Consider the following 22,462-nt stretch of genomic DNA (forward strand, 5'->3'; position numbering starts at 1 on the left):
GGTTGACATCGTAATCCCTCCTTGTTGCCTAGCATTGAACAGGCTGGAACGAGATGGATTCTAACGTGCCTGGATTGCTGCGATCGACAGCCTCCATCCAAATACGGAGCTTGCCCTTGTTGTCTTGAAGCCATGCGCCCGGAATGTAAACCGAGTTCGGGCTGCCTCCGGTTAGAACCGGTCGATCGTCATCGGATGGCAGCCATAGCCTGCCGACGATCCGCTCCTCCAGCATGACGGTCAGCTTCAGCCCCTTGCCGGCGACGGTCACGCGCCAGCCTGCTCCCCCACTGGAATTGACGATATTCCCATACAGCCAAGACGTTGCACCCGGCTCAAGCGCGATCGGCAGCTCCGCCTGCACCGCTTGCCCTCGCTTCTCGTCCGCCGCGGCTGCCAGCTTCTGCTCCTCCGCTCCGGCGACGGACCAATCCGTCGCTTCGACGCCCTCGTACAAGAGAACTCTGCCGGCAGGCAATCCGAGCACTCGCTCCACGAATACGGTCAGCAAGGTCTGCCGGCCCGCCTGGACGTACGGCGTAATGTCGATATAAGGATCGAACGGGTTAACGATAAGCTTGGCATCCGTACCGGCTACATATACCGTCGCATGCGACTGCAAGCCTTGGAAATGAAGCGTCCACGAGTCGGCATCGTCCGCTGCTGCGAACGAGCGGCTATAATACTCGAACGCCGGATGATCAGGAGACAGCCACCCGCCGAAGCTGACGATCGGCCATAGGCTGCGGTCTATATCGCCCGTGAGCTCCTCTTGAAGCTCACGCTTGTCTGCGCGGTATACGCTCCAGTTGCGGCTTAGATCTCGTACGGCCTTAATGGCGGCCATGCCGGTCATGCCTTTCATCGCATTCAGCCTTAGCGCCGGAAGTCTTGGATCATCGAAATTCGTATGCCCCCATATTTCGGTGCGGGCCAGCAGCTTCCCGACTTGCAGGGGTTGCGGATCGCTTAGCGGCATATAGCGGCTGCCGCCGCCCGGCGTTGCCGTGCCGACGTAGTCGCCGTCCGCATACAGCGAGATGACATCGCTCGCTTGCCGGATCAGCACGCCCTGTACCGGCGTTCCGCCGGCTTTCACAGAGGCTTCGTACCAAGCGTAGCCTCTGTATATCCCTTGAGTCTCCAACCGGCTTGCGCTTGCCGCCTTCCCGTCTAGAGATTCGCGGTCGCTCAGCGGCTTAGCCGCATCGACCGGGCTTAACGCATATTCGATCGCCGGATGCTCCCCGGCTCCCTCATATCGGATCGGCTCGCCGAAGCGGATGGCTCCCCGCTCATCGGGGCCCTCGGCATAGAGCGCTGCCTCTCTGCCATGCACATAGAGCGTAAGCTCGCCGCCGCCCGCGAGCCGCACCTTGCATGACGCCGCTTCCGTGCCGTCGAAGCTTAACACGAGAGCCTCGCCGCCATTCGGCTCGGCAGTCAGGTTCTCAGCCGTCTCCACAAAGCAGCCGGCCTCCAGCTTCAGCTCGATGCTGCCGCTTCCGTCCGTATGGAACGCGATCGCCGCTCCGCCCGTTAGCGGCTTCGCCATGTACAGCTCGGCCGTCGAGCTCGCGATAACCCCTTGAACGCCCCAGCTTGCCAGCGGCAGCTGCGACGGAAGCGCTAACGAGCGGCCGCCCTTCAGTACGAACGGTCTTCCGCCCGTTTGTGTATCCATCAGCGCGATTTCCTTATCGCGATCCTCCAGATTCGTAACGAACAGCAGACGCCCACCGCCTTGCAGCGACAACGAATAGGGCCCTGCGACTCCTTCCGATTCACCGGCGATTGCGATACCCGCCGATTCCTCCGCGCTTGTTACCGTTGCTGCCGCAAGCGAAGCTCCATAAGCTTCAAGCAATCGTCCGAGCAGCCTGCCTTCGTAAGCTTCCTGTCGAATATGCCCTTCCGGCGAGATCATGCCGCCGAAGTCATAATCCGACGTCATGAAGGCAAGCGGCTTGCCCCAGTTGTTCGTCGCGTTCGTGAAGCCGAAATCCGTGCCCGATACTTGCAAATAAGGACCTAACAGCTTGGCGCCGCATCCGAGCAGCCTCCGCAGCAAGTAATGCGCTCTATTCGTCTCCGTCACGAGCAGCGGATACCCCCGATCGGCCAGCAGCCCGCGATAGTGCAGCACTTTGGACTCGAAATCGGGATCGCGATTGTCCGGGTAGAAGTTGCAGGTTGGAACGACACCGTCTACGAATCCCGAAGCTTGCGGCAAGCCGCCTTGACCGGCGCATGCGAAGATCGGAACGGCGATGCCATGAGCCAGCGCCATATCGCGAAGCGCTGTCATATAACCGGCAGGATCCGAGCAATCGTAGAAGTCCAGCTCATTGTCGAGCTGCACCGCGATAACCGTGCCGCCCTCTCCTGCCTGATAAGCCTTCAGCAGCGGCAAAATCCGATGGAACCAGCTTGCCACGCTTCGCAGAAACGAAGAGTCGTTATCCCGCAGCTTCATGTCCTTGGCGAATAAGTAAGCCGGCAGCGCGCCGCCATCCCATTCGGAGCAGATGTACGGACCCGGCCGTGCTACGACCCAGAGCCCCGTCTCGGCAGCCTCCGCCAAAAAGGCGCTTATATCCCGCTCTCCGCCGAAGTCCCATACCCCTTCTTCCCGTTCGTGGTAGTTCCACGGAAAGTACACGTCGATGCTGTTGTAGCCGAATGCCTTAAGCTGCTCCATCCGCTCCTTCCAATACGCCCTCGGTATCCGGAAATAAAACAACGATGCGCTGAGCAGCACCTGCGGCTTGCCATGTATACGTACCGCTTCTGCTTCGAATTGAACGACTGTCTTCGCCTGGATGTCCATGCCCATGCCATAACCCCCTACAGCCATTGTGATTAAACCGCGAATATTCGCGATGACATTCGAAATATGCAACCCGTTTCATGAAACCCGTTACATTTTAGGCAAAAATAAATACACTCTCATTAGACCGAAAAAAAAAACAGCGATTGTTGTTTTTTTGAGCGCGGTATCCTGACGTGTATCTTGTTTCGTTGATCTATGCATGAAATAACCGTAAGCAAAATGTAACGGGTTTCATTTGTGAGCGTGACAACTGGTAAAGTGAAGACACCTTGATTTTATGCATCGATGTAAGCGTTGTCAATATGTTTTTTTCGAATTCCTTTTTTACCCGGAAATTCAGCCTAGCGCGGAGGGGCGGTCGTCTCCCTAACGACAAGCTCCGGTCTTACTCTCGTGCTTCTGCTAGCCCTGCTCTTCGTGATCAGTCTATGCACCATGTCCGCAGCGCCTCGGCCTACGTCGTAACCTTTCAGGGAAACGGTCGTCAGCTCCGGAATGCTGTTCGCCGCATATGGAATATCGTCGAAGCCGATGAGCGACAAGTCTTGCGGTACTTGAAGACCGGCCTTGTAAGCGACTTTCATCACGCCGATGGCAACTAGATCATTCGCGCAGAAAATAGCCGTCGGCCGCTCCTCCATCTGCAGGAGCTGATTCATGAACCGCTTGCCGCTCTCGACCGAGAAGCCGCCGTCAAGCAGCCATTCCTTGCGGACGGCAAGCCCGTTCCGCTCCATCGTGCGTACGTACCCCTGTATGCGCTGAAGCGTATTGGACATCCCTCTATAGCCGCCTGCAAAGGCGATATCGCGATGGCCGAGATCGATTAGATGCTGCGTTGCAAGCTCCGCCCCTTCTCGTTCATCGGCAAACACGCGGTTCATCGGATGGCCCGGCAGGCTGCCGTTAATGAGCACCGTAGGCACGCGCTTGCTAACTTCGATTACCTCGTTTACATGTTCTTTGGTCGGTCTAGCCAGGTTGATCCGCCCGCCGATAATGACGATCCCATCGACCTGCTTCTCCAGCAAAATGTTCAAATATTGCGATTCCCGCTCATATTGCTCTTTGGAATCCCCGTTCGTCGATACGGTATCGCACAGAAAAAAAGTGTACCCTTTGCTTCTCGCCTCCTGCTCCAAGCCCGCAAGCACCTCTGGAAAAAACGGATTCGTAATGTCGGGCAGAATGACCCCGATCATGCCCGTCACTTTCTTCGATAAGCTTCTGGCCAGCGCATTGGGCTGGAATTGGTACTTGTTGATGAGCTCTACGATTTTCTCGCGCGTTGATTTCTTCACGGGCGCCGTATTGTTAAGCACGCGCGACACCGTCGCAACCGAGACGTTGGCTTCCCTTGCAATGTCGTATACCGTAACCGGTTTCAATGTAGTCACTCCTTTCCCCTTGCTCCGTTCTTAGGTAGAATAGCAGACTTTTGCAAAAATAAAAACGAGTATTTTCCATCATTTTCAAAATCGGTGATACGCCACTGCTTTATGCGTTTTCGACAGCAAAGAAGAAAGCTCTTACATCAGCCTTCTTCTCGTTTTATTATGCAATTTTGGCTATCTCGATTTCGCCAGCATGGCGAACGTCTCCCGGACCGCGGCATCGTGGGGCGTTATCGCGGCCAGCAGCACGTCAATACGCGCCTCGCCTGCTTCATCCTTAGCTAATTGATCAACCATCTTTAACCGCTCCGTCCATTCTTCGCCTTCGATCATGCCAAGCAGGGACAACTTCCATCCGCTTAACCGCCTCGCCTTAAGCGCAACTCCGCTTGCGCAGCTCATGATACCCATCAGCTCCGATCCGCTAATCGGCTGCATACCCGTGAGCCGCTGAATGCCTTTGCCGTATGCCTCTTCCTGCAGAGCCAGATCGACGATTGCCCGGGCTGCGTCAGGCAAATACATATAGTCGCCGGCAACATTCATATCCCCAAGCTCGATTCCCGCATTCCCCTTCGCGATTTGCTTAAAGCTGTAATGGAGCGGCGTATTTCGCGCATTTGCCCCGTACAGCTCTGAAAGCCGGACAACGATCGTGGACGCTGCGTTTATCTCGTGGACATCCTTCAGAAGCTGTTCGTACTGCGGGAGCAGCGTCCGATAACGCCCATCGGCAATGATGAGCTTTGCTCCCAACATACCCGCCGCTGCTGCAACAGCCTGCAGGCTCTCGCCTACTTTCGCTTTCTCGTCATAGGTGGTGTTGGCGTGAAAGAAGATCGTATCTGCGCCTTCACCAGCCCTGACGATATCTTCTTTGCTATACCGGCTACCTTGCATAATCGTCGCATCCTGAAGCTGGGTTAACCGCCTCTTCGGCTTGCCCTCCTTCGTTGTCATGACGGTCACTGCTATGCCTCGCGAAGCGAGCTCCTCGGCTATCGAGCTTCCGAGCCCGCTGGCAGCTCTAATTACTAATGCTTTATTCATGAAGGCATCTCCTTTTTATATCGGATTTTGGTTTTTCTGCTGTGACAAAGAATTGGACATGGTGCTAATCGCTTGCTTGCCGTAGCATTTCATTCATTCGGAAATCGACATGTTCTCAGTCGAATCGACATACCGTCTTTCGACTAATCCCAGAACGTGAACAGCGTGATGAGCACGGCAACCACCGCGAGGGTTGGCGTTGCTCTCGATACGAACAGCTTCTTTTTCCATTCGTTCATCGTTTAACCTCCATTTTAATTATTGATTGAACAATAAATAATCAGTAAGTGATTAATCGATCCAGCTAATCATGCATAATGCGATGACGGCCAACAAAATCACGTCGATGACGGCTAGCTTACCGTTCAACAATGGTCTCACCTCCTAGCAAAGCTTCACGATTGGCTGAGCGGCCGCGGAGGACGACTGCGACCGCCGCTCCTATAACCGCAAGTAGCGCAGCACCCAGGAATACCCAGGAAAAGCCGCCGGAGAGAGCAACGGTTTGCTCCTTGCCTGATGCGAGCAGGCTCGCAGTCCTTGAGGAAGACAACATTCCAAGCAGGATGAGTCCGACTGCTCCGCCAATCTGCTGGCTCGTATTCACAAGTCCGCTCGCAAGGCCGTCATCCTGTTGAGATACGCCGTGCACCGCCAATTGCGTACCGGTAACGAATGCTCCTCCCAGACCTGCGCCGAGAACAATCGTCGGAGCTAGCAGATGGGCGGCGAACGAGGCGTCGCTCGGCGCTAACGACAACCAGACTAAGCCGGCGGCGAATACAAGAAGTGAAGCTGCCAGCGACATGCGCGGACCTATCTTCTTCATGACGCCCGGAACGGCGCCGGCTGCAACGACAAGCGCAATTGCAAGCGGCAGCTGCGTAAGTCCCGCGGTAAGCGCATCGTAATGAAGCACGGCCTGCATGTAAACGGAGAGAGCGAAGAACAAGCCCGTCGTTGCGCCGCCGATCAGCAGCGTCGCGACGTTGCCGGCCAATACCGAACGATTGCGGAATATACTGAATGGCACTAGCGGATTGGCGCTGCGTTTCTCGATGATTACAAATGCCGTCAGCAATACGATTGCCGCGGCCAGCAGGATGCCGATTACCGGCGATGCCCAACCGGCGCGCTCGCCCTCGGATAATGCGTATACGAATAGCGTAAGTCCGGCAGTCACGGTAATAGCTCCGGGCATGTCGGTTTTTGCCGTAGCGCCCAGCGTATCCTTCGTCACGAGAGCCGGGATCGCGATCAGCACGAGGAAGCCGATAGGCACGTTGACGAAGAAAACGGCAGCCCAGCCGAAAGCGCCGGTTAGCACGCCGCCGAGCAGTACGCCCGCCGCGCTGCCGATTCCGGCTACGGCGCCCCATATCCCAAGCGCTTTCGCCCTGTCGCCAGGCTCGGTGAACAGCTTCGTCACCAGGGCAAGCGCGGCAGGTGCGAGCAGTGCGGCCGATGCGCCTTGCACCGCTCTAGCAGCGAGCAGCCACCCGCCTGATGAAGCAAGGCCTGCTGCCGCGGAAGCTGCTGCGAAGCCGAGTATGCCGATCATGAATATTCGGCGATGTCCGTAACGGTCCGCCAGACGCCCGCCCAGCAGCAGCAAGCCCCCGAAAGGCAATACATACGCGGTAATGATCCAGCTTAACGCCGTCGTGTCCAGTGCGAGATCCTCGCCTAAGGCCGGAAGCGCAATATTGACGATCGACGCGTCGAGCACGACCAGAAATTGCGCCAAAGCAAGAACGACAAGCGCCCACCAACGATTCGCGCTCCTCCGTCCCGCGGCATCCGGACGGGTCTTATTGTTAATCTTATTCATTTAATTTCCTCCTCAATAGTAATTATTGATTAACCAATTATTTACGTGCATCAGACCTTGTTCGACTCGCCTATACATTCGCATGCGGAGAAGTTACATACGTTCAATTCCCCATTCCCCCTATACCGCCGTCTGCCCGTTGTTTATTGATTAATCAATAACGGACGGACAAATAAAGAATGCCATCAGCCATTCTTCTTACCCGCAATGCTGCGCGGCGTCAATTCTTTCGAATCCAGCGCCAGTGCAACGTTGCATAACATCCCTCTTGCCACGAACATGGCCGCTTTCTGCTCGCTGTTCTCGAAGCCCGCTTCCCGGAACTTGCCCAGTGCGAAATCCTTGACCCGGTTAAGTCCCTGCGTCATGACTCGTTGTACATCCGTATCACGGATCGCCAGCGCTTGAACCTGAAGCAGGATCTCTTTCTTGCGGGTCGTCATTAGTTCTTCGTAAGCAACGATCATTTGCTCTTCTACGTTGTTCTTATTGCCTGATATAACTGAGAACGAATGAACGATTCGCTCGATCGACCGCTCCAGCCCGGCAAGCAGCAGCTCTTCCTTGCTCTTATAGAAATTGTACACGTATGGCTGCGATATGTTCGCATGCTTGGCGACGTCGGCCGTCGTTGCCTTGTAGTAGCCCTTGTTTGCAAATACATGAACGGCTGCTTCAAGAATTTGCTCTTTGCGGTTTGCGGACTTATCCATGGCCCGTTCATACTCCTTTCTTCGTTGATTAGTAATTGATCAATCAATAACTCCATACGCATAATTTACCACACCGTTAGAACGAATGCAATAGGCATTCGGAATAATAATTTCACGAATGCCCTTACCCTCGCGTATCGACTTGTCATGATCGCCTCAAGGCGTCCAACCACCTATTTGCTAAATTGGCCGTTCTCCGCTTTATGCAGTTTCCAATCTTGGGACAACAGCTTGCTTGAATGCCGCTGCCTGCTTGTCCCGATACAGAATAATATCGATATCTAGCGCATTATCAAGAAATAAAACACCGCCGCAAGCACGAAGCGGTAAAGCGCGAACCATTCCAGCTTCAGTTTCTTGATCAGGTTTAGGAACGTGACGACCGCGATCATCGCTACGACGAAAGCGGCAATGAAGCCGATCAGGAACAAGAGCAGCGCGTCCGAGTTCAGGTGCTCGCGGCTATCGTACATATCGAGTATCGTTGCGCCGAACATGACCGGCACCGAGATGATGAACGTGAAGTCCGCTGCAGCCTTCTGGCTCGTCCCGAGCAGCAAGCCGCCGGAAATCGTCGAGCCCGACCGGGAGAAGCCCGGCCATAGGGCGAAGCATTGGAACAAGCCTATTCCCAGTGCCTGTTTGTACGTGATATCGTCGGTGTTCTCCGCCGTCACCTTGCGCTTGACGCGGCTGGCGATAATCATCAGTATGCCGCCGATCACAAGGCCGATGAGCACCGGACCAGGCCCGAACAGCACCTCTTTGATAAAGTCCTTGAATACCAAATAAACGATTAGCGCAGGGATCATGGCAACGATGAGATGCAGGGCGTTCAGCTTGCCCGGCGTCTTGAATTTAAAGGCCAGCATGTCCTTTAATATGCCCATATACCTTGTCCAATACAGAACGAGCACCGCCATGACCGCGCCTAGCTGGATGACGATTTTGAACGTATCCGCCGCTTCGCCCTCGAAATTCAACAAGTCGCCCGCTAGAATCATATGACCGGTAGACGATACGGGAAGAAACTCCGTCAGGCCTTCCACTATGCCTAATATAATCGCTTTAATATAATCGTACATGAATCATTTACCGCCTTTCTCTTCTCCTGCAGATTGTGCATTATGTATAATGAGCATAACGCTTAACTAGTTTAGTAACACCTCGCTTTAATAGATATGTATGCAGCTAGCAGCTAGCTGCTATTATTCCATTATGCCATAAAATAGGACGCTCGCCAAAGGAGGATGCTTTCGTTGCCGTTTACGTTCAATGCCGCACATTATCCAGAAAGTCCTGGCTGCTATATGATGAAAGGCGCGGACGGCCGCATCCTCTATATCGGCAAGTCCAAAAGCTTGCGGAATCGGCTGCGTTCCTACTTCACCAAGCAGCATGAGAACAAACGAATCAAACAGCTCGTAGATGAAATCGCCTCTATCGAAATCGTGCTCGTCAATAACGAAGCGGAAAGTCTTCTTCTGGAAAACAATCTGATCAAACGCCATAAGCCGCCATACAACCGAGCGCTAATGAAAGAAGAAAGCGGCTATGCTTACTTGCAGTTTACGAAGGAGAAGCTTCCGCGTCTCGGCGTCTATTACCGCAATCAAGCAAACCGTCTTTCCAAGGAAGCGACCGGCGAAAAGCTCGGTCCTTTCAAGAGCTCGCGGTATCGCGACGCGCTGCTGGCGTTCGTGGCCGAACATTACGGGCTGCGCACTTGCGATCCTATGCCGAAGCGCGTCTGCTTGCAATACCATATCGGAAAGTGCGGCGGCGTATGCGAGGGGCTCGTATCGGAGGCCGATTATTTGCACCAAGTACGCGAAGCGTCGGAGCTGCTGGCGGATCAGGGAGAAGGGTTAATGGAGGCATTGTATGCGAAGATGGAGCAATATGCAGAGCACATGCAGTTCGAGAAAGCGCAGCGGCTGCTGCTTAACATTCGCAACCTGGAGCAGGCGTCGGATAAGCAGATCGTGGAGCGGCAAGCCGCTATCGATCAGGATATCCTCTACTTTGAAGGGACTTACGTGCTGATCGCGAGCGTGAAGGAGGGCATGCTGAACGACTTTCGACTGCTCTCGCTTGATGGCGCGCCGGGCGAAGCTGCTTATGACGATTTCCTCATGGCGCAATATAATCCGCAGCTCGAAGGCCGTTCCAGGCCAAGCGAGCTGATCGTGAACACGATTGGCGATCTTGCGAAAGTACGCGCCGCGATCAATCGGCGCGGCGCATCCTCAATCAAGATCGCAATACCAAAGCGAGGAATCAAGTACGAGCTGTTGCAGCTGTGCAAGAGCAATTATGATTACCGAATCGCTCGGGCTGATCAAAGCTGAACGGTCTTCCCCGAATTCATTCTCTCGAATATATCCATCCCGTCCAACCTCAAGTCGAACCGTTCATAGTCGTTCCAATCCCCCGCTGCGATGCGTCGCTTTTTACCCAATAAGCCACTCGCCGTCTTCTGGAATCGCAACTCTCTCCACAAGACTATCGGCAACAAGGCGTTCGCGCAAGTCTTCCCGCGTGACGAGGCAATGATTAATGGCGTCCATATGCACGGCAACAACCTTCGTATAAGGAGCATACCCGCAAATATTCACGATATCGTCTCCATCCATCGTAATCGGATCGCCCTTAACGAAGCGCGCGCCGCCGGCGTTGACGACCGTTATCTCCGGATGATGCGCATCCAGTGCCTCACGGACCTCATCGCACCAAATTGTATCGCCCGCAATATATAAAGTCGGCTCGCCTTCGGCCTTCAACATGAAACCGGATACGTTGCCCATCATTTGACCGATTTCTCCAGTACCATGCTGTCCTCCGGTGCGGTAAATGGCAACGCCCTTATATACGATCGACTCTTCGATAGCCGCTATTTCCGAGAAGCCTGCCTTATGGAACGCCGGTTCGTCACCCGGTTGGCACAGGATCGGCGTTGATTTCGGCAATGCAACGGCTGCCGATTCGTCCCAATGATCGGGGTGCAAATGAGATACCAGCACCGCTTGCGGCAAGAAATCCGATTCGTAGGATGAAGGCAATGAAACGAGCGGATTGCGTTTCGTGTTAGCGGTGTTGATTACCGGCGGATTAACGCCTGCATCACTGAACATCGGATCGACGAGAAATTCGATTCCGGCGTATTGCAAACGCAGCGTAGCGTGACGAATTAATTGAAGCTTCATGAGTATTCCTCTTCTCTATAAGTTATGGGTTCTGTTACAATTATAAAATAATTCAGTACCCGGACACATAACCTCATGAAACGAAAGCGCTTCTTCTACTTTCACAATGAAAGGAAAACGATAATGCTAAGCAACCCATCCTTCGACGAAGTCGATCTTCATATCCTTCGCTATCTCGTGGAGGACGCTACCCGCTCCCATAAGGAAATCGGACAGCTTGTCCATCTGACGGGCCAGGCGGTCGGAGCCCGCATACGCAAGCTGCAGGACGCAGGCGTAATTGAAGGTTATACGGTACGCTGGAATCCGAAGAAAATCGGTCAAATCGTGGAAGCGTTCATCATTGTTTTCTTGCAATCAAGCGATGCCCATCAATCATTCCTCTCGTACGTACAAAACAACAGGTTAATTGCCGAGGCTCATCGCGTCAGCGGCGAAGGTTGCTACTGGATAAAAGTTCGCACGGTATCGCATGATGAGCTCAATTCGTTCTTGGACGAGCTGCTGGCATTCGGCAATTACAAGGTGAGCCTATCCCTTACCCAAGTGAAATAGCCGAGCGGTCAACGGAAACCCATCTTCCGTACCGCTCGGCTTATTCATTGCGTATCCAGAACCTTTTGATCACATTGCCGTCTTCCTCAATAAAATCCATGTCTGGGCTGCCCCCGTTTTTGAGGATCGTTTTGGCAGAGGCTGTATTGATTGCGTCGCATACGACCAGCACCTCGCTAATGCCCAGTTGTTTAGCCTCGATCAACGCGAGCCGCAGCAGCTCGCCCGCGTACCCTTTCCTGCGTTCCGACGTCCGTATGCCATATCCGATATGCCCTCCCCTATCCATAAGAAACGGGGTCAGCGAATGTCTGAGGTTCGCAACGCCTAGCAGTCGATTCTGTTCCGTCACGAGCCAGTAGGTCGAATCAGGCACCCAGCCTTCAGGCAGGTTTATTCCTTTCTCCCGTTCCGCATACCATGCGAGCATCCCTTCGAAATCGGCAGGATTTTTGCTAACGACCCAAGGCACGGCATCCTCTCCGCTCTGCAGCCACTCTCTATAGTACTCCATATAAGCGTCCTTCAAAGCTTCTGTCGGCTTCGTTAACCGCAGCTTCTCCATCATGCTCCCCCTTAAATGCTGATACAATCCAACGTTTCAACTTTCCATTCTCTATGAAACTAAAATTACCTTCTCTACTGCAACTATAATTCGCGTCCGCTCGTTAATAGGATAGATTTGGTTTTTTTTACAGAAAAGAAGCATTAAACGTATTGAAACATTAAGGAGGGGAATCGTTTATGGGTAAAAAAAGAATGTTAGTTGGTATCGCCGCCGTTCTGACCGGAGTCGCTTTGCTTGTGAACAGCACGCCGGTATTCGCAACCGTCACCTCATTCGGCAAATGGGCGAGCAGGACGAAGACCATGTATGTGGATTCCGCGAGCGCCTCGACGCCTTGGGGAACCGGAGCCGCCAAATGGAGGAACAGTACGAACTTCAATGTAACGACAACGTTAGGTACAAGCTCAACCTATTACGCCTATAACGTAAATACATCGATGGCCACTTGGGACGGCAACTGTACGTTCACTGTATCCGGCGGCATTATTACGAAAGCTATTTTAAACATCAATACTTACTTTACTTCGAACAGCAAATATACCTCCAGCATTCTTGCAGCTCTTACCGCACATGAGGTGGGACATTCGCTTGGCTTGGAACATACGTCCGTTGCCGAGACCAGCTCTATTATGCATCCCCACACTTTCAAGTCCGACGGCACGCCGGCGAGAGCTCTCTCTCCTTCGGCAAACGACATTGGCGTTGTAAATGGCTTGTACCCGCTCGAGACAAGCTCATCATCGGAAGCCACCCTTACCGATCCGGCTGAAATGGAGGACGGCGTATACGTGCACCCTTCATGGGCCGTATATTATGAAGATGAGGAAGCTATGGCAGAAGCCGCCGACCTCGTCGTACGCGCCCAAGTCACGAAAGAAATCGGGAGCAAGTACAAGAAAGGCGATTACACCAATTACACGACTGATGTTAACGCAAAGATCTTAGAGGTGTTGAAAGGCGAGCATGATTCCGGCAAAACGATTACGGTATCGCAAATGGGCGGTCACGATGGCTCCGTGACTGTTTTCTCCGATGCAACCACCTACTTGGAGAAAGGGCAAGAAGTTGTCCTATTCCTGCGCAAAATCGGTGATCAGAGCTATATTCCGATCAACGAGGACGAAGGGATTTATGTAGGCGAATCGGATGCATTTACGAATATTGCCTCCGATAAGAAGCTGGACAAAAAGAAGATTAATTAATCCGAAACATACAGTCGGCTTGTTACGTCATTAGGATGAGGTGATAATCAGATGAGGAAAATACTTATTGTTCTAATGATCGTTTTCGCCAGTGCCTGCTCGAATGGCGATTCAACCGACAGGGGAAAGAACGAGCAAGCCGACTCCTCTGCTATGAATGTGTCTACGACGAGCAGCAGCCAAAAAACTACCGAAAATCCAGAAAACATAGAGGTGCGTTCATCCGCTTCTACCCCTTATCCTTTAGTCACATGGGATAGTCGATTGTATCGTATAACCACCGAGGAAATAACCGAGGCAGAAGAAACAATAGGTGAGATTATGTTGATGTCCCTAGAGGCGACGAACTTATCTCCCGTCAATTACTCCAATTATTACGAGAAAGGAACGAAGCTATGGTCGATCAAGCAAGTCGATACGAGCGTTGCCATCGCGGTCGAATACGCCCCCGGAAAATTTGTGAAGGCTGTAGAACGTTCCGCGGAATAACCGGACCAGCTTGATCTTTTGGGCTTGGACCGTCTCATCCACGATCGGCGTTTCCCGACGAGGGCCAAGCTCCAGATCGAAGAGCAGCGTGCTACACTCTCCGTAACGGAGGTGTAGCACGAACAAAAAAGCCAGGTATGAAAATAGGACTCTGACCGCCTTGATGATTCGTCATGACCTAATGTTCCACTCGCTCAACCTTAACGAGGCTCGCATCAACCTTTGATACAATCGTTTTGTCGCCCTTACTCGTCAGCTCGACGTACTCTCCAGGCAGCAAGTGAATATACGGCATGATTCCGAAGTCGGCGTTTGTTTTCGTTTCCGTCGTGCCGTCGGCCATATGGATCATGAACGTGAACGGATCGACCGTATCGTCGGATACGGAATCGAGTTTAAGGCAGAATTTGCATCCGCTTGATTCTCCTTCAAGCATCAACGCTGCTTTTTTCATCTTAATACCCTTTGTACTCATCGTTCGATAGTTCCTCCCGAGCTGCGATCAGCCATGGATGGACGAGTTTCATGTTCGCCCTGTTGTCCCATAGGTGATCGAGATAGATCAAGATGCCTTCGATGAGTTGGTCGTTGTTCACTTTATCCTTAATGTCCTGAAGGTATGGATGCTCGCCTGGAAGCTCCCAAGCCATTTTGTCCGAGATGAACAGTACCTTATCGAGCAGCGTCGATTGCGCCTTTAAAGTGGTATGGCATTCAATGGCATTAAGGATCTCTTCGTCCTCGATCCCGAACAATGGAGCTGCCATTGCCCTCGACAGCTTCTGATGAACGATTCGGGCATACGTCCGCTCCTCGTCCATAATCGCGACCCCCAGCTTCTCTGCGGTAACCATCATGTCGCTCACGGGGATGACGTTGCTAATATCGTGCAGGAACGCCGCCATCACGGCTTTCTTCGAATCGGCCTCGTATCGTTCTGCAACCCGAAGCGCGACTCCGGCTACCTTGTATGTATGATCAAGCGATTCCAAATCATTGTTTGCCTCGAAAAATTGCTTAATGTCCATTCGTAAATTGCCTGTAGCCTGAAAGCCCTGCACGTATGGTTGTAAAACCTCGTTCATCGGAACGCCCCCGCCTCTGTTTATTTTTGGGTTAGAATAGTCGAATGAAACACCACTTCTCTATAACCACTTTATTTTATATCATTTGTTAAAATTTTGAAATATGAATTCGATTTCGAGTATTTTGGGTTTAGTTTGATGTCTTCAAATTAATCTGGCTGTGAATGGCCCTACTATCCATTCTGCAACGACAGCGCGCTTAGACCGCCGTTTCTATCCCATTCGTAGCAGATTATGCAATGGAGCAAGCAACAAGGACATGAAGGGAGTAAATCTGCTAAAATAGTTAAAACGACGAGTTTTCTAAGTTTCGTCATAGGATTGTACTTGTACTTAAACGGAAGGAAATACTCCATGCAACCTAATCATGAGAACAAGAACCATAGCTATAATAACCCTACGGATTACGCCCTAGAGCTTAAAGCCGATTGCGAGAGCTGCTTCGGCCTATGCTGCGTATCGCTCCCCTTCTCGGCCTCGGTAGACTTCGGGATGGACAAGAGCGCCGGGCAGCCTTGTCCCAGCTTAAGAGACGACTTTCGTTGCGGCGTTCACGATACTTTGCGTCAGCGGGGATTTCGCGGCTGCACGGTATACGACTGCTTCGGGGCAGGCCAGAAGGTGTCCCAAATCACTTACGGCGGGCGAAGCTGGCGCGAAGCACCGGACACAGCGAGGCAAATGTACGAGGTTTTTCCGACCATATGGCAGCTTCACGAGCTGCTCTGGTATTTGGCGGAAGCGCTCCGGCTAGCGCGTGATGACGATACGATCAAGGGCGCGCTCCTCTCCGCGTTCGAAGAAACGGAACGTCTTACGCTCATGAAGCCAATCGAGATTCTATCGATCGATATAGCGAAGCATCGGGCAGACGTTAATGTGCTGCTCCTTCAAGCAAGCGAGGGAGTACGGAAGCAAACGTTGCGGCAAATCAAGACGCAGCCCAAGTGGCCTAAGAAAGCGGGACGCGGCGCCGATCTCATCGGTGCGAAGCTGAGAGGCGCGGACCTAAGAGCCGCTAATCTACGGGGGGCCTATCTGATTGCGGCAGATCTTAGAAGGGCCGATCTGAGAGCGGCCGACCTCATCGGCGCCGACTTCCGCGATACCGATATTCGCGGCACCGATCTATCCGAGAGCCTCTTCCTGACTCAGGCTCAGATGAATGCGGCGAAGGGCGATGCCTCTACGAAGCTCCCCGCCGCGCTTACCGCTCCTGCGCACTGGCTCGCGAACTAGAATGAAATTCCTTGGTCGTTATACGACTTGACCGCTCTTTTCGGAGCCATGCTGCGCCAAGCTTCGCCAAGCACCCTTTCACCTCGCGCGGATCGTCATGATTCATATGTAACCGATATAGCCGCTCGCAATATTGGGTCGCCAATTTTCAAAAAAGAGAAATTGCTTCGAAACGAGTTTCCTGTTTTGGCCGAACGGGCAATATAAAGCGGCAACAAGTTCAACGTACCCGGTTGCCGCCCGCGCTCTTATCGTCACTCGCTCTGCAAAGCAAGCATTTTCAGTAATACCGTAATCGCTTCCGCCCTCGTCGTCTTGCCGCTAGGATCGAATGCGTTATCGCCTTTGCCTTGGATGAGTCCCAGCTGGTGGAGAGCTTCTACCGCTCCTCTTGCCCAGGCCGGAATCATATCATTGTCCGCGAATCCCGTAACATCGACCTTTTCGATCGATAGCTTCAACGCGCTTGAAATAATGGCTGCCATCTCGGAGCGGGTAATCGGTGCATTCGGACGGAAGCTTCCATCTTCATAGCCATGGATAATGCCTGCTTGCAAGGCTTGTGCCACCGCTCGCTGCGCCCATGCCGCAATATTCGTCGTATCGCTGAACGTTAACGGCAAGCCTTCGCTATTCGGCTTCAGCGCATTCATGATCATGACGGCAAATTCGGCCCGTGTCACCGTATGGTTAGGACGGAACGTCCCGTCCGGGTAACCGCCGACAATGCCGGCACTGACCGCTTCCTTGATGTTCGCTGCAGCCCAGTGCTCGGCAACGTCGCTGAAGGTTGTCGTAGGCTCGGGCTCGGTTGGCGTCGTTGGCTTTTCAGGAAACGGAGAAGGTGAAGGTTGCTTTCATTGCCAGCGTCGTTTCCAGACGGGAGCAAAGTTGTTTCAAATCATTCCTTGACGGGTACGGTTACATAAAAAAGCCGGAGGGGATAGGATGACCAAGCTGAACAACTTCAACCGCTATTGCATCTCGATCATTCTCTTTCTGGTCATTGTTTATTTGGGAGCCAAAGTCAACTTTATATTCAAGCCGATCGTATCGCTTTTTACGGTTATTACGATCCCGCTTATGCTGTCCGTTTTCTTCTATTATTTGCTGCGGCCGCTGGTTGACCAGATGGAGCGGTACAAAATAAACCGTACGCTGGCGATTTTGCTCATTTATGCGGCAATCTCCATCATGCTCGTTGTATTCGGCATATTGGTATGGCCCCCGCTGAGAGAACAGCTAACGATGCTTGCCGACAATGCGCCGAGTCTGTTCGATGCGTTGAACGATCAAGTAAAGGTGCTGGAGCGAAATGAGCTATGGTCCCGTTTCATACCCGAAGATCGAAGCCCTTTGAGCGCATTAACCCAATATTTGAACAAGGGATATACGTTTGTGAGCAATTACATAAACGGCATGTTTGCTTTGTTTTCGAATATCGCCATTATACTGATCATCTTCCCTATTATTCTGTTCTATATGTTGAAGGAAGGAAACCGATTCGGCCTAGCCTTCGTCAACCTCGTTCCTCTTCGGTTTCGCAAGGATGCAGCGGAAGTCGTAAGCGATATCGATGAGGCGCTTAGCAGCTTTATCGTAGGGAAGGTCATCATTAATATTGCGCTTGGTCTTCTGATGTATATCGGGTTTTTGGTCATCGATCTGCCCTATGCGCTATTGCTGACTGCGGTGGCGGTGATTTTGAACTTCATACCCTTTATCGGTTCGTTCATATCCTCGATCCCGGTCGTCATCATCGGCTTTATCGAATCGCCGTCAACCGCGATCTGGTCGGTTGTCGTCATCACCGCGGCGCAGCAAATCCAGGATAATCTGATCGCGCCGTACGTATACGGCAAGCAGCTGGACATCCATCCGCTGACGACGATCATCCTTGTCCTTGTAGGCGGCGATCTGGCCGGTATCATCGGCATTCTAATCGTTATCCCCGTCTATATGATCATCAAGATCGTCGCGACCAAAGGATATCGGCTGTTTTGGCAGAAACAGTGGGAGGAAGCGTAAGCCGGCTCTTAGCCGAAAAATCCCTCCCGCAGAAAGCGGGAGGGATAGATTCGATAAGGAGTGTTTTCATAAGTACCCTTGGAGCGTTACTTTCGTATACTTGCTTCATTATCATTTTTTAATATGTCGTTATCTTTATTTTGCATAACCTGTTTGGCCAAATTTTCTGACGCTTCTTCGTTAATGGTATTCTCCGCCGGTACATGCTCGATCGCATTCTGCGCATAGCTTGTTCCCGAGTGATTTAAATTGGTAAAGGCAACCGGCTGCTTCTCCATATTGGAGTTGCTTAGTTGATCTTGTTTCATTAAGGATACGGCCTCCATTCTATTTTTAAATTCAAGTTATTTTGGATGAATGCGTTAAATAATATGCATGTTTAGGTGAGGCAGCGACCCAGAAAAAATATAAAATCCGTTATATAAGAAAGGAATAATCTCCCGAATCGGTAACATACTAACCTCGAATCGCTGGAAGAGGGAGGAAAATCAGCATGGTACTCGGCGCTTATCTTGTTGCAACACTGATTATCGTCCTTGTTTTCGCATACCTTCCGAAACGGCTTCACTTGCTCGAGCTATGGTTCAACGCAATCGTTCACGTTTACTTCTATACCTATCAGTTCAGCGTACTTACTAATCTGAAACTCGTGTCCCTGCCCGAAAGCCCCGACAAAGCAGCCGCGTCCGTGGCAGTCCGCTTCATCATATTTCCCGTAATAGTCCTGCTCTACTTGCAGCTTTATGATAAATGGAAGCAGCGATCTAGGACTGCAGGATTTGCGGCGTTCGTCGTAACCGGTGCGTTGCTCCTCCTTGCACAGCCGTTGTTTCAATGGACGGGCATCATTCGATACTCCAACAACGGCATTTATTGGTCCGCCCTCGCTTGGATCGTCCTCTTGGGGATCAATTCGGGCTGTATGACCGCATTTCGCCGCTTGGTACGAAAGGAGTTGCTTCTGCCGTGAATCCTCTGCCGCTTCCAAAACGATTCGACGCTAACGAATGGTCCATCATCCTCAGTCTGGCCGCCGGTTATGCTGCTTTGTTTCTGCCCCGAAGATTGTTTCCTTTCCCGGTCAGCCTGTTGATCGTATTGTTCGGCATTACTGTGCCGAAACTGTTTGATGCGACGCTTGCCGTTCCGCCGTTCGAGCTTTACGACATCAACGATTACCCGAAGCTCGAGCTGATGGATGTCGCCCTGCATCTGGTCTACGGCCCTTTTGCCTATTTCTTCATATATGGCTATGCGCGATTTCGGATTCGGGGACCGTCGACTATCGCGTGGATTGTCTGCTGCTCCTTGCTTGGCGTCGGAATCGAATGGCTCGGGACGTTGGTCGGCGTGTATACGCATAAGAACTGGAACCTGCTTTATTCCTTCTTCGTTTACGGCTGCTTGCAAGGGTTGCTGCTCGTCTTCTCTCGTCTATGGCTGCGAAGCTGGGAAACTACGAAGAAACGCGCATGATCGCAGTCGGTAATCTGCATCCTCATAGCACTGCTTCTCGAATCATTAAGGGGAGATCAATCCTTTGCCGAAAAAAACGACTGCCTGGCTCATCAGCCTAGCAGTCGTTTTAACATGTCATCCGTTACCGTCATGCCTATGCGCGGGATACGATCGAGCTTGAAATGCTCGACCAGCTCGCTGGCGCGGATCGGCTCGTGCTTGTCGATGAGCCCGCTGGCAAAGGCCAGCCAGCCGACGACCTGCTCCGGAACCGTGCCGGATTCGCGAAGCGCGGCGAGCGAGATGCCGCCGTGCCGCTTGGCGAGCCGCTTGCCGTCAGGGCCGAACAGCAGAGGCACATGAGCAAAGCGCGGCGGCTGCAATTCGAGCGCTTCATAGAGCTGAAGCTGCCTCGGAGTCGAGTCGAGCAGATCCGCGCCGCGCAGCACGTCGGTGATGCCCATCGCGGCATCGTCGACAACGACCGCGAGCTGATAGCTGAACAGGCCGTCGGCCCGCTTCACGATGAAGTCGCCGCCCGCTCCCGGCGCGATGCGCTGCGGGCCGGCAACGCCGTCATCGAAGCCGGTCGGCCGCGCGTTGACGGCGAAGCGAACCGACGGCAGCTTGTGCAGGCTTCGCTCGGCCTGCTGCTCCAGCGTAAGCGATCGGCATGTGCCGGGGTAAGCCGGCCCTTCGCTGCCAAGACCGTGCGGCGCGCTGGCAACGGCGGCCAGCTCGGCACGGCTGCAGAAGCAGGGATAGAGCCTCCCTGCCTGCTCCAGCTTGACGAGTGCCGCCTCGTACATGGCAAGTCGCTCGCTCTGCGTATAAGGACGGCTAGGCCCGCCGACATCCGGCCCCTCGTCCCAGTCCAGCCCGAGCCAGCGCAAATCCTCAAGCGCCAGCTTGGCCAGCTCCTTACGGGAACGGGCCGTATCAACGTCCTCCATCCGCATGATGAATGCACCGCCCGCGCTTCGTATCTGAAGCCAGGCAAGCAGAGCCGTTCTGGCATTTCCTATATGCATCAGCCCCGAAGGCGTCGGGGCGAATCGTCCTCTCATGGCGGCCTTAAGCCTCCTTCATATGCAAAAATGAGCAGGAGGCAAGCTCCTGCTCAAACTGGTTTATGAATGAAATGGCGGAGCTGACGGGATTCGAACCCGCGGTCTCCTGCGTGACAGGCAGGCATGTTAGGCCTCTACACCACAGCTCCGCGTAACAAGACAAGTAGTAATATACCATGCCTAATAGATACGATGCAACCTTTTTTTATGAAACGTCCAGCAAGTTTAGCCGTGAAAGTCCTACGGATAACGAATCCTCCCTCAGGACAGCTCTCCAAAGCTACACTCTGAAAAAGAATTGCCAACTTCTAGAACCTATGCTATATTGATAACGATTATCAATATCATCTAATTAAGGGTGGAATTATTTTGTTCAAATCCAGTAAGTTTTACGCGTTGCTTGCGTTCACTTTGGCAGTCGCATTCGTGCTCGGAGCTTGCGGGCAAACGGCGAACAATTCCGGCGGGGCGGAAAATACGGCTACCGCTTCACCTGCTTCTGCGCCCGCTATAACGGGCAACGAAGGAGTATCCGGCGAAGGAGAGACCGTTATATTCAAAGCAGGCAACGGCGACATTCAAGTGCCGAAAAACCCCCAGCGAATCGTTGATACAACTGCTTTTTATACGGGCTATTTCGTAGCCCTTGGAGCTCCGCTTGTTGGCGCGCCTGAACGTGCGCTGACGAATCCGTATTTGGTAGGAAAGGTCGACGGCGTCGAAAGCTTAGGCGACGAGCCGTCCCCCGAGCAGATCCTTGCGCTTAATCCCGACCTCATCATCGCCTACACAGGGACGGAAGGTCTCGACAAGCTGGCCGAGATCGCGCCGGTTGTCGCCGTCGAATACGGCAAGCTCCATTACAAGGACCAAATGCTTGATTTCGGTAAGCTGACCGGCAAGGAAGCCAAGGCTAAAGCCTGGGTTGAGGATTGGGAGAAAAAGATTAACGAGCTGAAACCGCAGGTCCAAGCCGCGGTAGGCGACAAAACCGTATCGATCTTGAACCCGTATTCCAAAGGGTTATATGTATTCGGACACAACTTCGGTCGCGGCGGCGAAATCATCTATGGCGAATTCGGTCTCAAAGCACCGCCGGAAGCGCAGAAGGAATCGATCGACAGCGGCACGGGCTGGGCTTCAATCTCGCTTGAGAAGCTTCCCGACTACGCCGGGGACATCGTCTTCACTTGCCCTTGGTCCGGCGATACAAGCGATCCGAAGATCGTCTACGACAACGCCATCTGGACCAGCTTGCCGGCCGTAAAAGCAGGAAACGTATTCCAACTGAACCCGGCTGCCGACACATATAACGATCCGGTGTCGCTTGAAGCGCAGCTTGAGTTCATTACGACAAGCCTGCTATCCGCGAAATAAAATAAAGACCGAAACAAAGAAAACCTTGATTTCTCAAGGTTTTCTTTGTCTTTATCGTATTCCGCCGCTATAGCACTGGGGCGTTCAGAGCAGTTTGTATTGCAGGTCCAGCTGGATCTGTTCGATCGGATGCCATAGATGATACCAGCCGCGCTCGATCATGTACGACATGATTCGCTCGTGCGCGTCGATCATTTCGTCCAATTCGCTTGGCAAGCACCGCCTTGATCTCCGGAGTACCGGACTTCGTAACAGCCATCGTATAACGTCTTGAGATTAATGGCCTCGTGGAGCTCCAATGCTTCGTGCGCCGCAAACGTTTGCTGCTCGTTCAACATGAATGACCACCTCCGAATTGCACATG

24 protein-coding genes, 1 tRNA gene and 1 pseudogene are annotated in these 22,462 nt (G+C 52.8%); 9 read left to right on the top strand and 17 right to left on the bottom strand.

Annotated elements, in window-relative coordinates; all coding sequences use genetic code 11:
* Positions 1-28 precede the first annotated feature (28 nt).
* The 6 genes from J2T14_RS24620 to J2T14_RS24645 form a co-directional block, all read right to left on the bottom strand.
* The gene (locus tag J2T14_RS24620; protein WP_307475128.1) at positions 29-2,836 is read right to left on the bottom strand and encodes a beta-galactosidase; all 2,808 of its coding nucleotides are present in this window, start codon (positions 2,834-2,836) and stop codon (positions 29-31) included.
* A 338-nt stretch (positions 2,837-3,174) separates the two neighbouring features.
* Positions 3,175-4,221, bottom strand: coding sequence for a LacI family DNA-binding transcriptional regulator (locus J2T14_RS24625; protein WP_307475501.1), 1,047 nt, complete (start codon positions 4,219-4,221; stop codon positions 3,175-3,177).
* Between the two features lie 180 nt (positions 4,222-4,401).
* Complete coding sequence (locus tag J2T14_RS24630) at positions 4,402-5,277, bottom strand: NmrA family NAD(P)-binding protein (protein ID WP_307475131.1); 876 nt, start codon at positions 5,275-5,277, stop codon at positions 4,402-4,404.
* Between the two features lie 358 nt (positions 5,278-5,635).
* On the bottom strand, positions 5,636-7,108 hold the full coding sequence (locus J2T14_RS24635; protein WP_307475134.1) for a DHA2 family efflux MFS transporter permease subunit: 1,473 nt from the start codon (positions 7,106-7,108) through the stop codon (positions 5,636-5,638).
* A gap of 185 nt (positions 7,109-7,293) precedes the next feature.
* The gene (locus J2T14_RS24640) at positions 7,294-7,821 is read right to left on the bottom strand and encodes a TetR/AcrR family transcriptional regulator (RefSeq protein WP_307475136.1); all 528 of its coding nucleotides are present in this window, start codon (positions 7,819-7,821) and stop codon (positions 7,294-7,296) included.
* A 281-nt stretch (positions 7,822-8,102) separates the two neighbouring features.
* Positions 8,103-8,906 (bottom strand): undecaprenyl-diphosphate phosphatase, encoded by an 804-nt coding sequence (locus J2T14_RS24645; RefSeq protein WP_307205135.1) that lies wholly within the window; start codon positions 8,904-8,906, stop codon positions 8,103-8,105.
* A gap of 165 nt (positions 8,907-9,071) precedes the next feature.
* Between J2T14_RS24645 and J2T14_RS24650 the strand changes: the two genes are divergently transcribed.
* Positions 9,072-10,172 (top strand): GIY-YIG nuclease family protein, encoded by a 1,101-nt coding sequence (locus J2T14_RS24650; protein WP_373458196.1) that lies wholly within the window; start codon positions 9,072-9,074, stop codon positions 10,170-10,172.
* A gap of 102 nt (positions 10,173-10,274) precedes the next feature.
* On the opposite strand, the gene J2T14_RS24655 is transcribed toward J2T14_RS24650, so the two are convergent.
* On the bottom strand, positions 10,275-11,027 hold the full coding sequence (locus J2T14_RS24655; RefSeq protein ID WP_307475141.1) for an MBL fold metallo-hydrolase: 753 nt from the start codon (positions 11,025-11,027) through the stop codon (positions 10,275-10,277).
* Between the two features lie 123 nt (positions 11,028-11,150).
* Between J2T14_RS24655 and J2T14_RS24660 the strand changes: the two genes are divergently transcribed.
* The gene (locus J2T14_RS24660; RefSeq protein WP_307475143.1) at positions 11,151-11,582 is read left to right on the top strand and encodes an Lrp/AsnC family transcriptional regulator; all 432 of its coding nucleotides are present in this window, start codon (positions 11,151-11,153) and stop codon (positions 11,580-11,582) included.
* Positions 11,583-11,622: 40 nt separating this feature from the next.
* Here the strand turns inward: J2T14_RS24660 and J2T14_RS24665 are convergent, their stop codons facing one another.
* Entirely contained in the window at positions 11,623-12,150 is a 528-nt protein-coding gene (locus J2T14_RS24665) for a GNAT family N-acetyltransferase (protein ID WP_307475144.1), read from the bottom strand.
* A gap of 176 nt (positions 12,151-12,326) precedes the next feature.
* On the opposite strand from J2T14_RS24665, the gene J2T14_RS24670 reads away from it, so the two are divergent.
* Both J2T14_RS24670 and J2T14_RS24675 read left to right on the top strand, forming a co-directional pair.
* Positions 12,327-13,352 (top strand): matrixin family metalloprotease, encoded by a 1,026-nt coding sequence (locus J2T14_RS24670; RefSeq protein WP_307475146.1) that lies wholly within the window; start codon positions 12,327-12,329, stop codon positions 13,350-13,352.
* Between the two features lie 51 nt (positions 13,353-13,403).
* Positions 13,404-13,841, top strand: coding sequence for a hypothetical protein (locus tag J2T14_RS24675; protein WP_307205128.1), 438 nt, complete (start codon positions 13,404-13,406; stop codon positions 13,839-13,841).
* 178 nt (positions 13,842-14,019) lie between these two features.
* Here the strand turns inward: J2T14_RS24675 and J2T14_RS24680 are convergent, their stop codons facing one another.
* Entirely contained in the window at positions 14,020-14,316 is a 297-nt protein-coding gene (locus J2T14_RS24680) for a hypothetical protein (RefSeq protein ID WP_307475149.1), read from the bottom strand.
* Positions 14,297-14,926: a bis(5'-nucleosyl)-tetraphosphatase (symmetrical) YqeK gene (gene yqeK / locus J2T14_RS24685; RefSeq protein ID WP_307475151.1), complete on the bottom strand. Its 630-nt coding sequence runs from the start codon at positions 14,924-14,926 to the stop codon at positions 14,297-14,299. The genes J2T14_RS24680 and yqeK overlap by 20 nt, the downstream gene beginning before the upstream one ends.
* A 354-nt stretch (positions 14,927-15,280) precedes the next feature.
* Here yqeK and J2T14_RS24690 point away from each other — a divergent pair, with 354 nt between their 5' ends.
* Positions 15,281-16,165: a pentapeptide repeat-containing protein gene (locus J2T14_RS24690; protein ID WP_307475153.1), complete on the top strand. Its 885-nt coding sequence runs from the start codon at positions 15,281-15,283 to the stop codon at positions 16,163-16,165.
* 254 nt (positions 16,166-16,419) lie between these two features.
* On the opposite strand, the gene J2T14_RS24695 is transcribed toward J2T14_RS24690, so the two are convergent.
* Positions 16,420-16,824 carry an S-layer homology domain-containing protein gene (locus J2T14_RS24695; RefSeq protein WP_307475155.1) on the bottom strand — a complete coding sequence of 135 codons (405 nt, stop codon included), beginning with the start codon at positions 16,822-16,824 and terminating at the stop codon, positions 16,420-16,422.
* A 15-nt stretch (positions 16,825-16,839) separates the two neighbouring features.
* A pseudogene (locus J2T14_RS30980) lies at positions 16,840-16,944 on the bottom strand (S-layer homology domain-containing protein); the annotation flags it as partial.
* A 169-nt stretch (positions 16,945-17,113) separates the two neighbouring features.
* Between J2T14_RS30980 and J2T14_RS24700 the strand changes: the two are divergent.
* Complete coding sequence (locus J2T14_RS24700; protein WP_307475157.1) at positions 17,114-18,193, top strand: AI-2E family transporter; 1,080 nt, start codon at positions 17,114-17,116, stop codon at positions 18,191-18,193.
* Positions 18,194-18,279: 86 nt separating this feature from the next.
* Here J2T14_RS24700 and J2T14_RS24705 read toward each other — a convergent pair whose 3' ends face one another.
* Entirely contained in the window at positions 18,280-18,501 is a 222-nt protein-coding gene (locus tag J2T14_RS24705) for a hypothetical protein (RefSeq protein WP_307475159.1), read from the bottom strand.
* A 185-nt stretch (positions 18,502-18,686) separates the two neighbouring features.
* On the opposite strand from J2T14_RS24705, the gene J2T14_RS24710 reads away from it, so the two are divergent.
* Entirely contained in the window at positions 18,687-19,163 is a 477-nt protein-coding gene (locus J2T14_RS24710) for a hypothetical protein (RefSeq protein WP_307475161.1), read from the top strand.
* Positions 19,160-19,669, top strand: coding sequence for a hypothetical protein (locus J2T14_RS24715; protein ID WP_307475163.1), 510 nt, complete (start codon positions 19,160-19,162; stop codon positions 19,667-19,669). Before J2T14_RS24710 ends, J2T14_RS24715 begins: the two co-directional genes overlap by 4 nt.
* 92 nt (positions 19,670-19,761) lie before the next feature.
* Here the strand turns inward: J2T14_RS24715 and gluQRS are convergent, their stop codons facing one another.
* Both gluQRS and J2T14_RS24725 read right to left on the bottom strand, forming a co-directional pair.
* Entirely contained in the window at positions 19,762-20,718 is a 957-nt protein-coding gene (gluQRS, locus tag J2T14_RS24720; RefSeq protein ID WP_307475165.1) for a tRNA glutamyl-Q(34) synthetase GluQRS, read from the bottom strand.
* Between the two features lie 75 nt (positions 20,719-20,793).
* Positions 20,794-20,870, bottom strand: a tRNA-Asp gene (locus J2T14_RS24725).
* 220 nt (positions 20,871-21,090) lie between these two features.
* Here J2T14_RS24725 and J2T14_RS24730 point away from each other — a divergent pair.
* Positions 21,091-22,098, top strand: coding sequence for an ABC transporter substrate-binding protein (locus J2T14_RS24730; RefSeq protein ID WP_307475168.1), 1,008 nt, complete (start codon positions 21,091-21,093; stop codon positions 22,096-22,098).
* 84 nt (positions 22,099-22,182) lie between these two features.
* On the opposite strand, the gene J2T14_RS24735 is transcribed toward J2T14_RS24730, so the two are convergent.
* Entirely contained in the window at positions 22,183-22,314 is a 132-nt protein-coding gene (locus J2T14_RS24735) for a hypothetical protein (protein WP_307475170.1), read from the bottom strand.
* Positions 22,290-22,436 carry a hypothetical protein gene (locus J2T14_RS24740; RefSeq protein ID WP_307475172.1) on the bottom strand — a complete coding sequence of 49 codons (147 nt, stop codon included), beginning with the start codon at positions 22,434-22,436 and terminating at the stop codon, positions 22,290-22,292. The genes J2T14_RS24735 and J2T14_RS24740 overlap by 25 nt, the downstream gene beginning before the upstream one ends.
* Positions 22,437-22,462 lie beyond the last annotated feature (26 nt).

The organism is Paenibacillus harenae, from assembly GCF_030812415.1.
GTDB lineage: Bacteria > Bacillota > Bacilli > Paenibacillales > Paenibacillaceae > Pristimantibacillus > Pristimantibacillus harenae_A.

Excerpts from the sequence above, each read along its gene's own strand:
- J2T14_RS24645 (WP_307205135.1), bottom strand. The coding sequence starts at position 8,906 with ATGTACGATTATATTAAAGCGATTATATTAGGCATAGTGGAAGGCCTG.
- J2T14_RS24740 (WP_307475172.1), bottom strand. The coding sequence starts at position 22,436 with ATGTTGAACGAGCAGCAAACGTTTGCGGCGCACGAAGCATTGGAGCTC.
- J2T14_RS24680 (WP_307475149.1), bottom strand. The coding sequence starts at position 14,316 with ATGAGTACAAAGGGTATTAAGATGAAAAAAGCAGCGTTGATGCTTGAA.
- J2T14_RS24665 (WP_307475144.1), bottom strand. The coding sequence starts at position 12,150 with ATGATGGAGAAGCTGCGGTTAACGAAGCCGACAGAAGCTTTGAAGGAC.
- J2T14_RS24710 (WP_307475161.1), top strand. The coding sequence starts at position 18,687 with ATGGTACTCGGCGCTTATCTTGTTGCAACACTGATTATCGTCCTTGTT.
- J2T14_RS24705 (WP_307475159.1), bottom strand. The coding sequence starts at position 18,501 with ATGAAACAAGATCAACTAAGCAACTCCAATATGGAGAAGCAGCCGGTT.
- J2T14_RS24630 (WP_307475131.1), bottom strand. The coding sequence starts at position 5,277 with ATGAATAAAGCATTAGTAATTAGAGCTGCCAGCGGGCTCGGAAGCTCG.
- gluQRS (WP_307475165.1), bottom strand. The coding sequence starts at position 20,718 with ATGAGAGGACGATTCGCCCCGACGCCTTCGGGGCTGATGCATATAGGA.
- J2T14_RS24635 (WP_307475134.1), bottom strand. The coding sequence starts at position 7,108 with ATGAATAAGATTAACAATAAGACCCGTCCGGATGCCGCGGGACGGAGG.
- J2T14_RS24675 (WP_307205128.1), top strand. The coding sequence starts at position 13,404 with ATGAGGAAAATACTTATTGTTCTAATGATCGTTTTCGCCAGTGCCTGC.
- yqeK (WP_307475151.1), bottom strand. The coding sequence starts at position 14,926 with ATGAACGAGGTTTTACAACCATACGTGCAGGGCTTTCAGGCTACAGGC.
- J2T14_RS24695 (WP_307475155.1), bottom strand. The coding sequence starts at position 16,824 with ATGATCATGAATGCGCTGAAGCCGAATAGCGAAGGCTTGCCGTTAACG.
- J2T14_RS24620 (WP_307475128.1), bottom strand. The coding sequence starts at position 2,836 with ATGGGCATGGACATCCAGGCGAAGACAGTCGTTCAATTCGAAGCAGAA.
- J2T14_RS24655 (WP_307475141.1), bottom strand. The coding sequence starts at position 11,027 with ATGAAGCTTCAATTAATTCGTCACGCTACGCTGCGTTTGCAATACGCC.
- J2T14_RS24670 (WP_307475146.1), top strand. The coding sequence starts at position 12,327 with ATGGGTAAAAAAAGAATGTTAGTTGGTATCGCCGCCGTTCTGACCGGA.
- J2T14_RS24640 (WP_307475136.1), bottom strand. The coding sequence starts at position 7,821 with ATGGATAAGTCCGCAAACCGCAAAGAGCAAATTCTTGAAGCAGCCGTT.
- J2T14_RS24700 (WP_307475157.1), top strand. The coding sequence starts at position 17,114 with ATGACCAAGCTGAACAACTTCAACCGCTATTGCATCTCGATCATTCTC.
- J2T14_RS24690 (WP_307475153.1), top strand. The coding sequence starts at position 15,281 with ATGCAACCTAATCATGAGAACAAGAACCATAGCTATAATAACCCTACG.
- J2T14_RS24650 (WP_373458196.1), top strand. The coding sequence starts at position 9,072 with ATGCTTTCGTTGCCGTTTACGTTCAATGCCGCACATTATCCAGAAAGT.
- J2T14_RS24660 (WP_307475143.1), top strand. The coding sequence starts at position 11,151 with ATGCTAAGCAACCCATCCTTCGACGAAGTCGATCTTCATATCCTTCGC.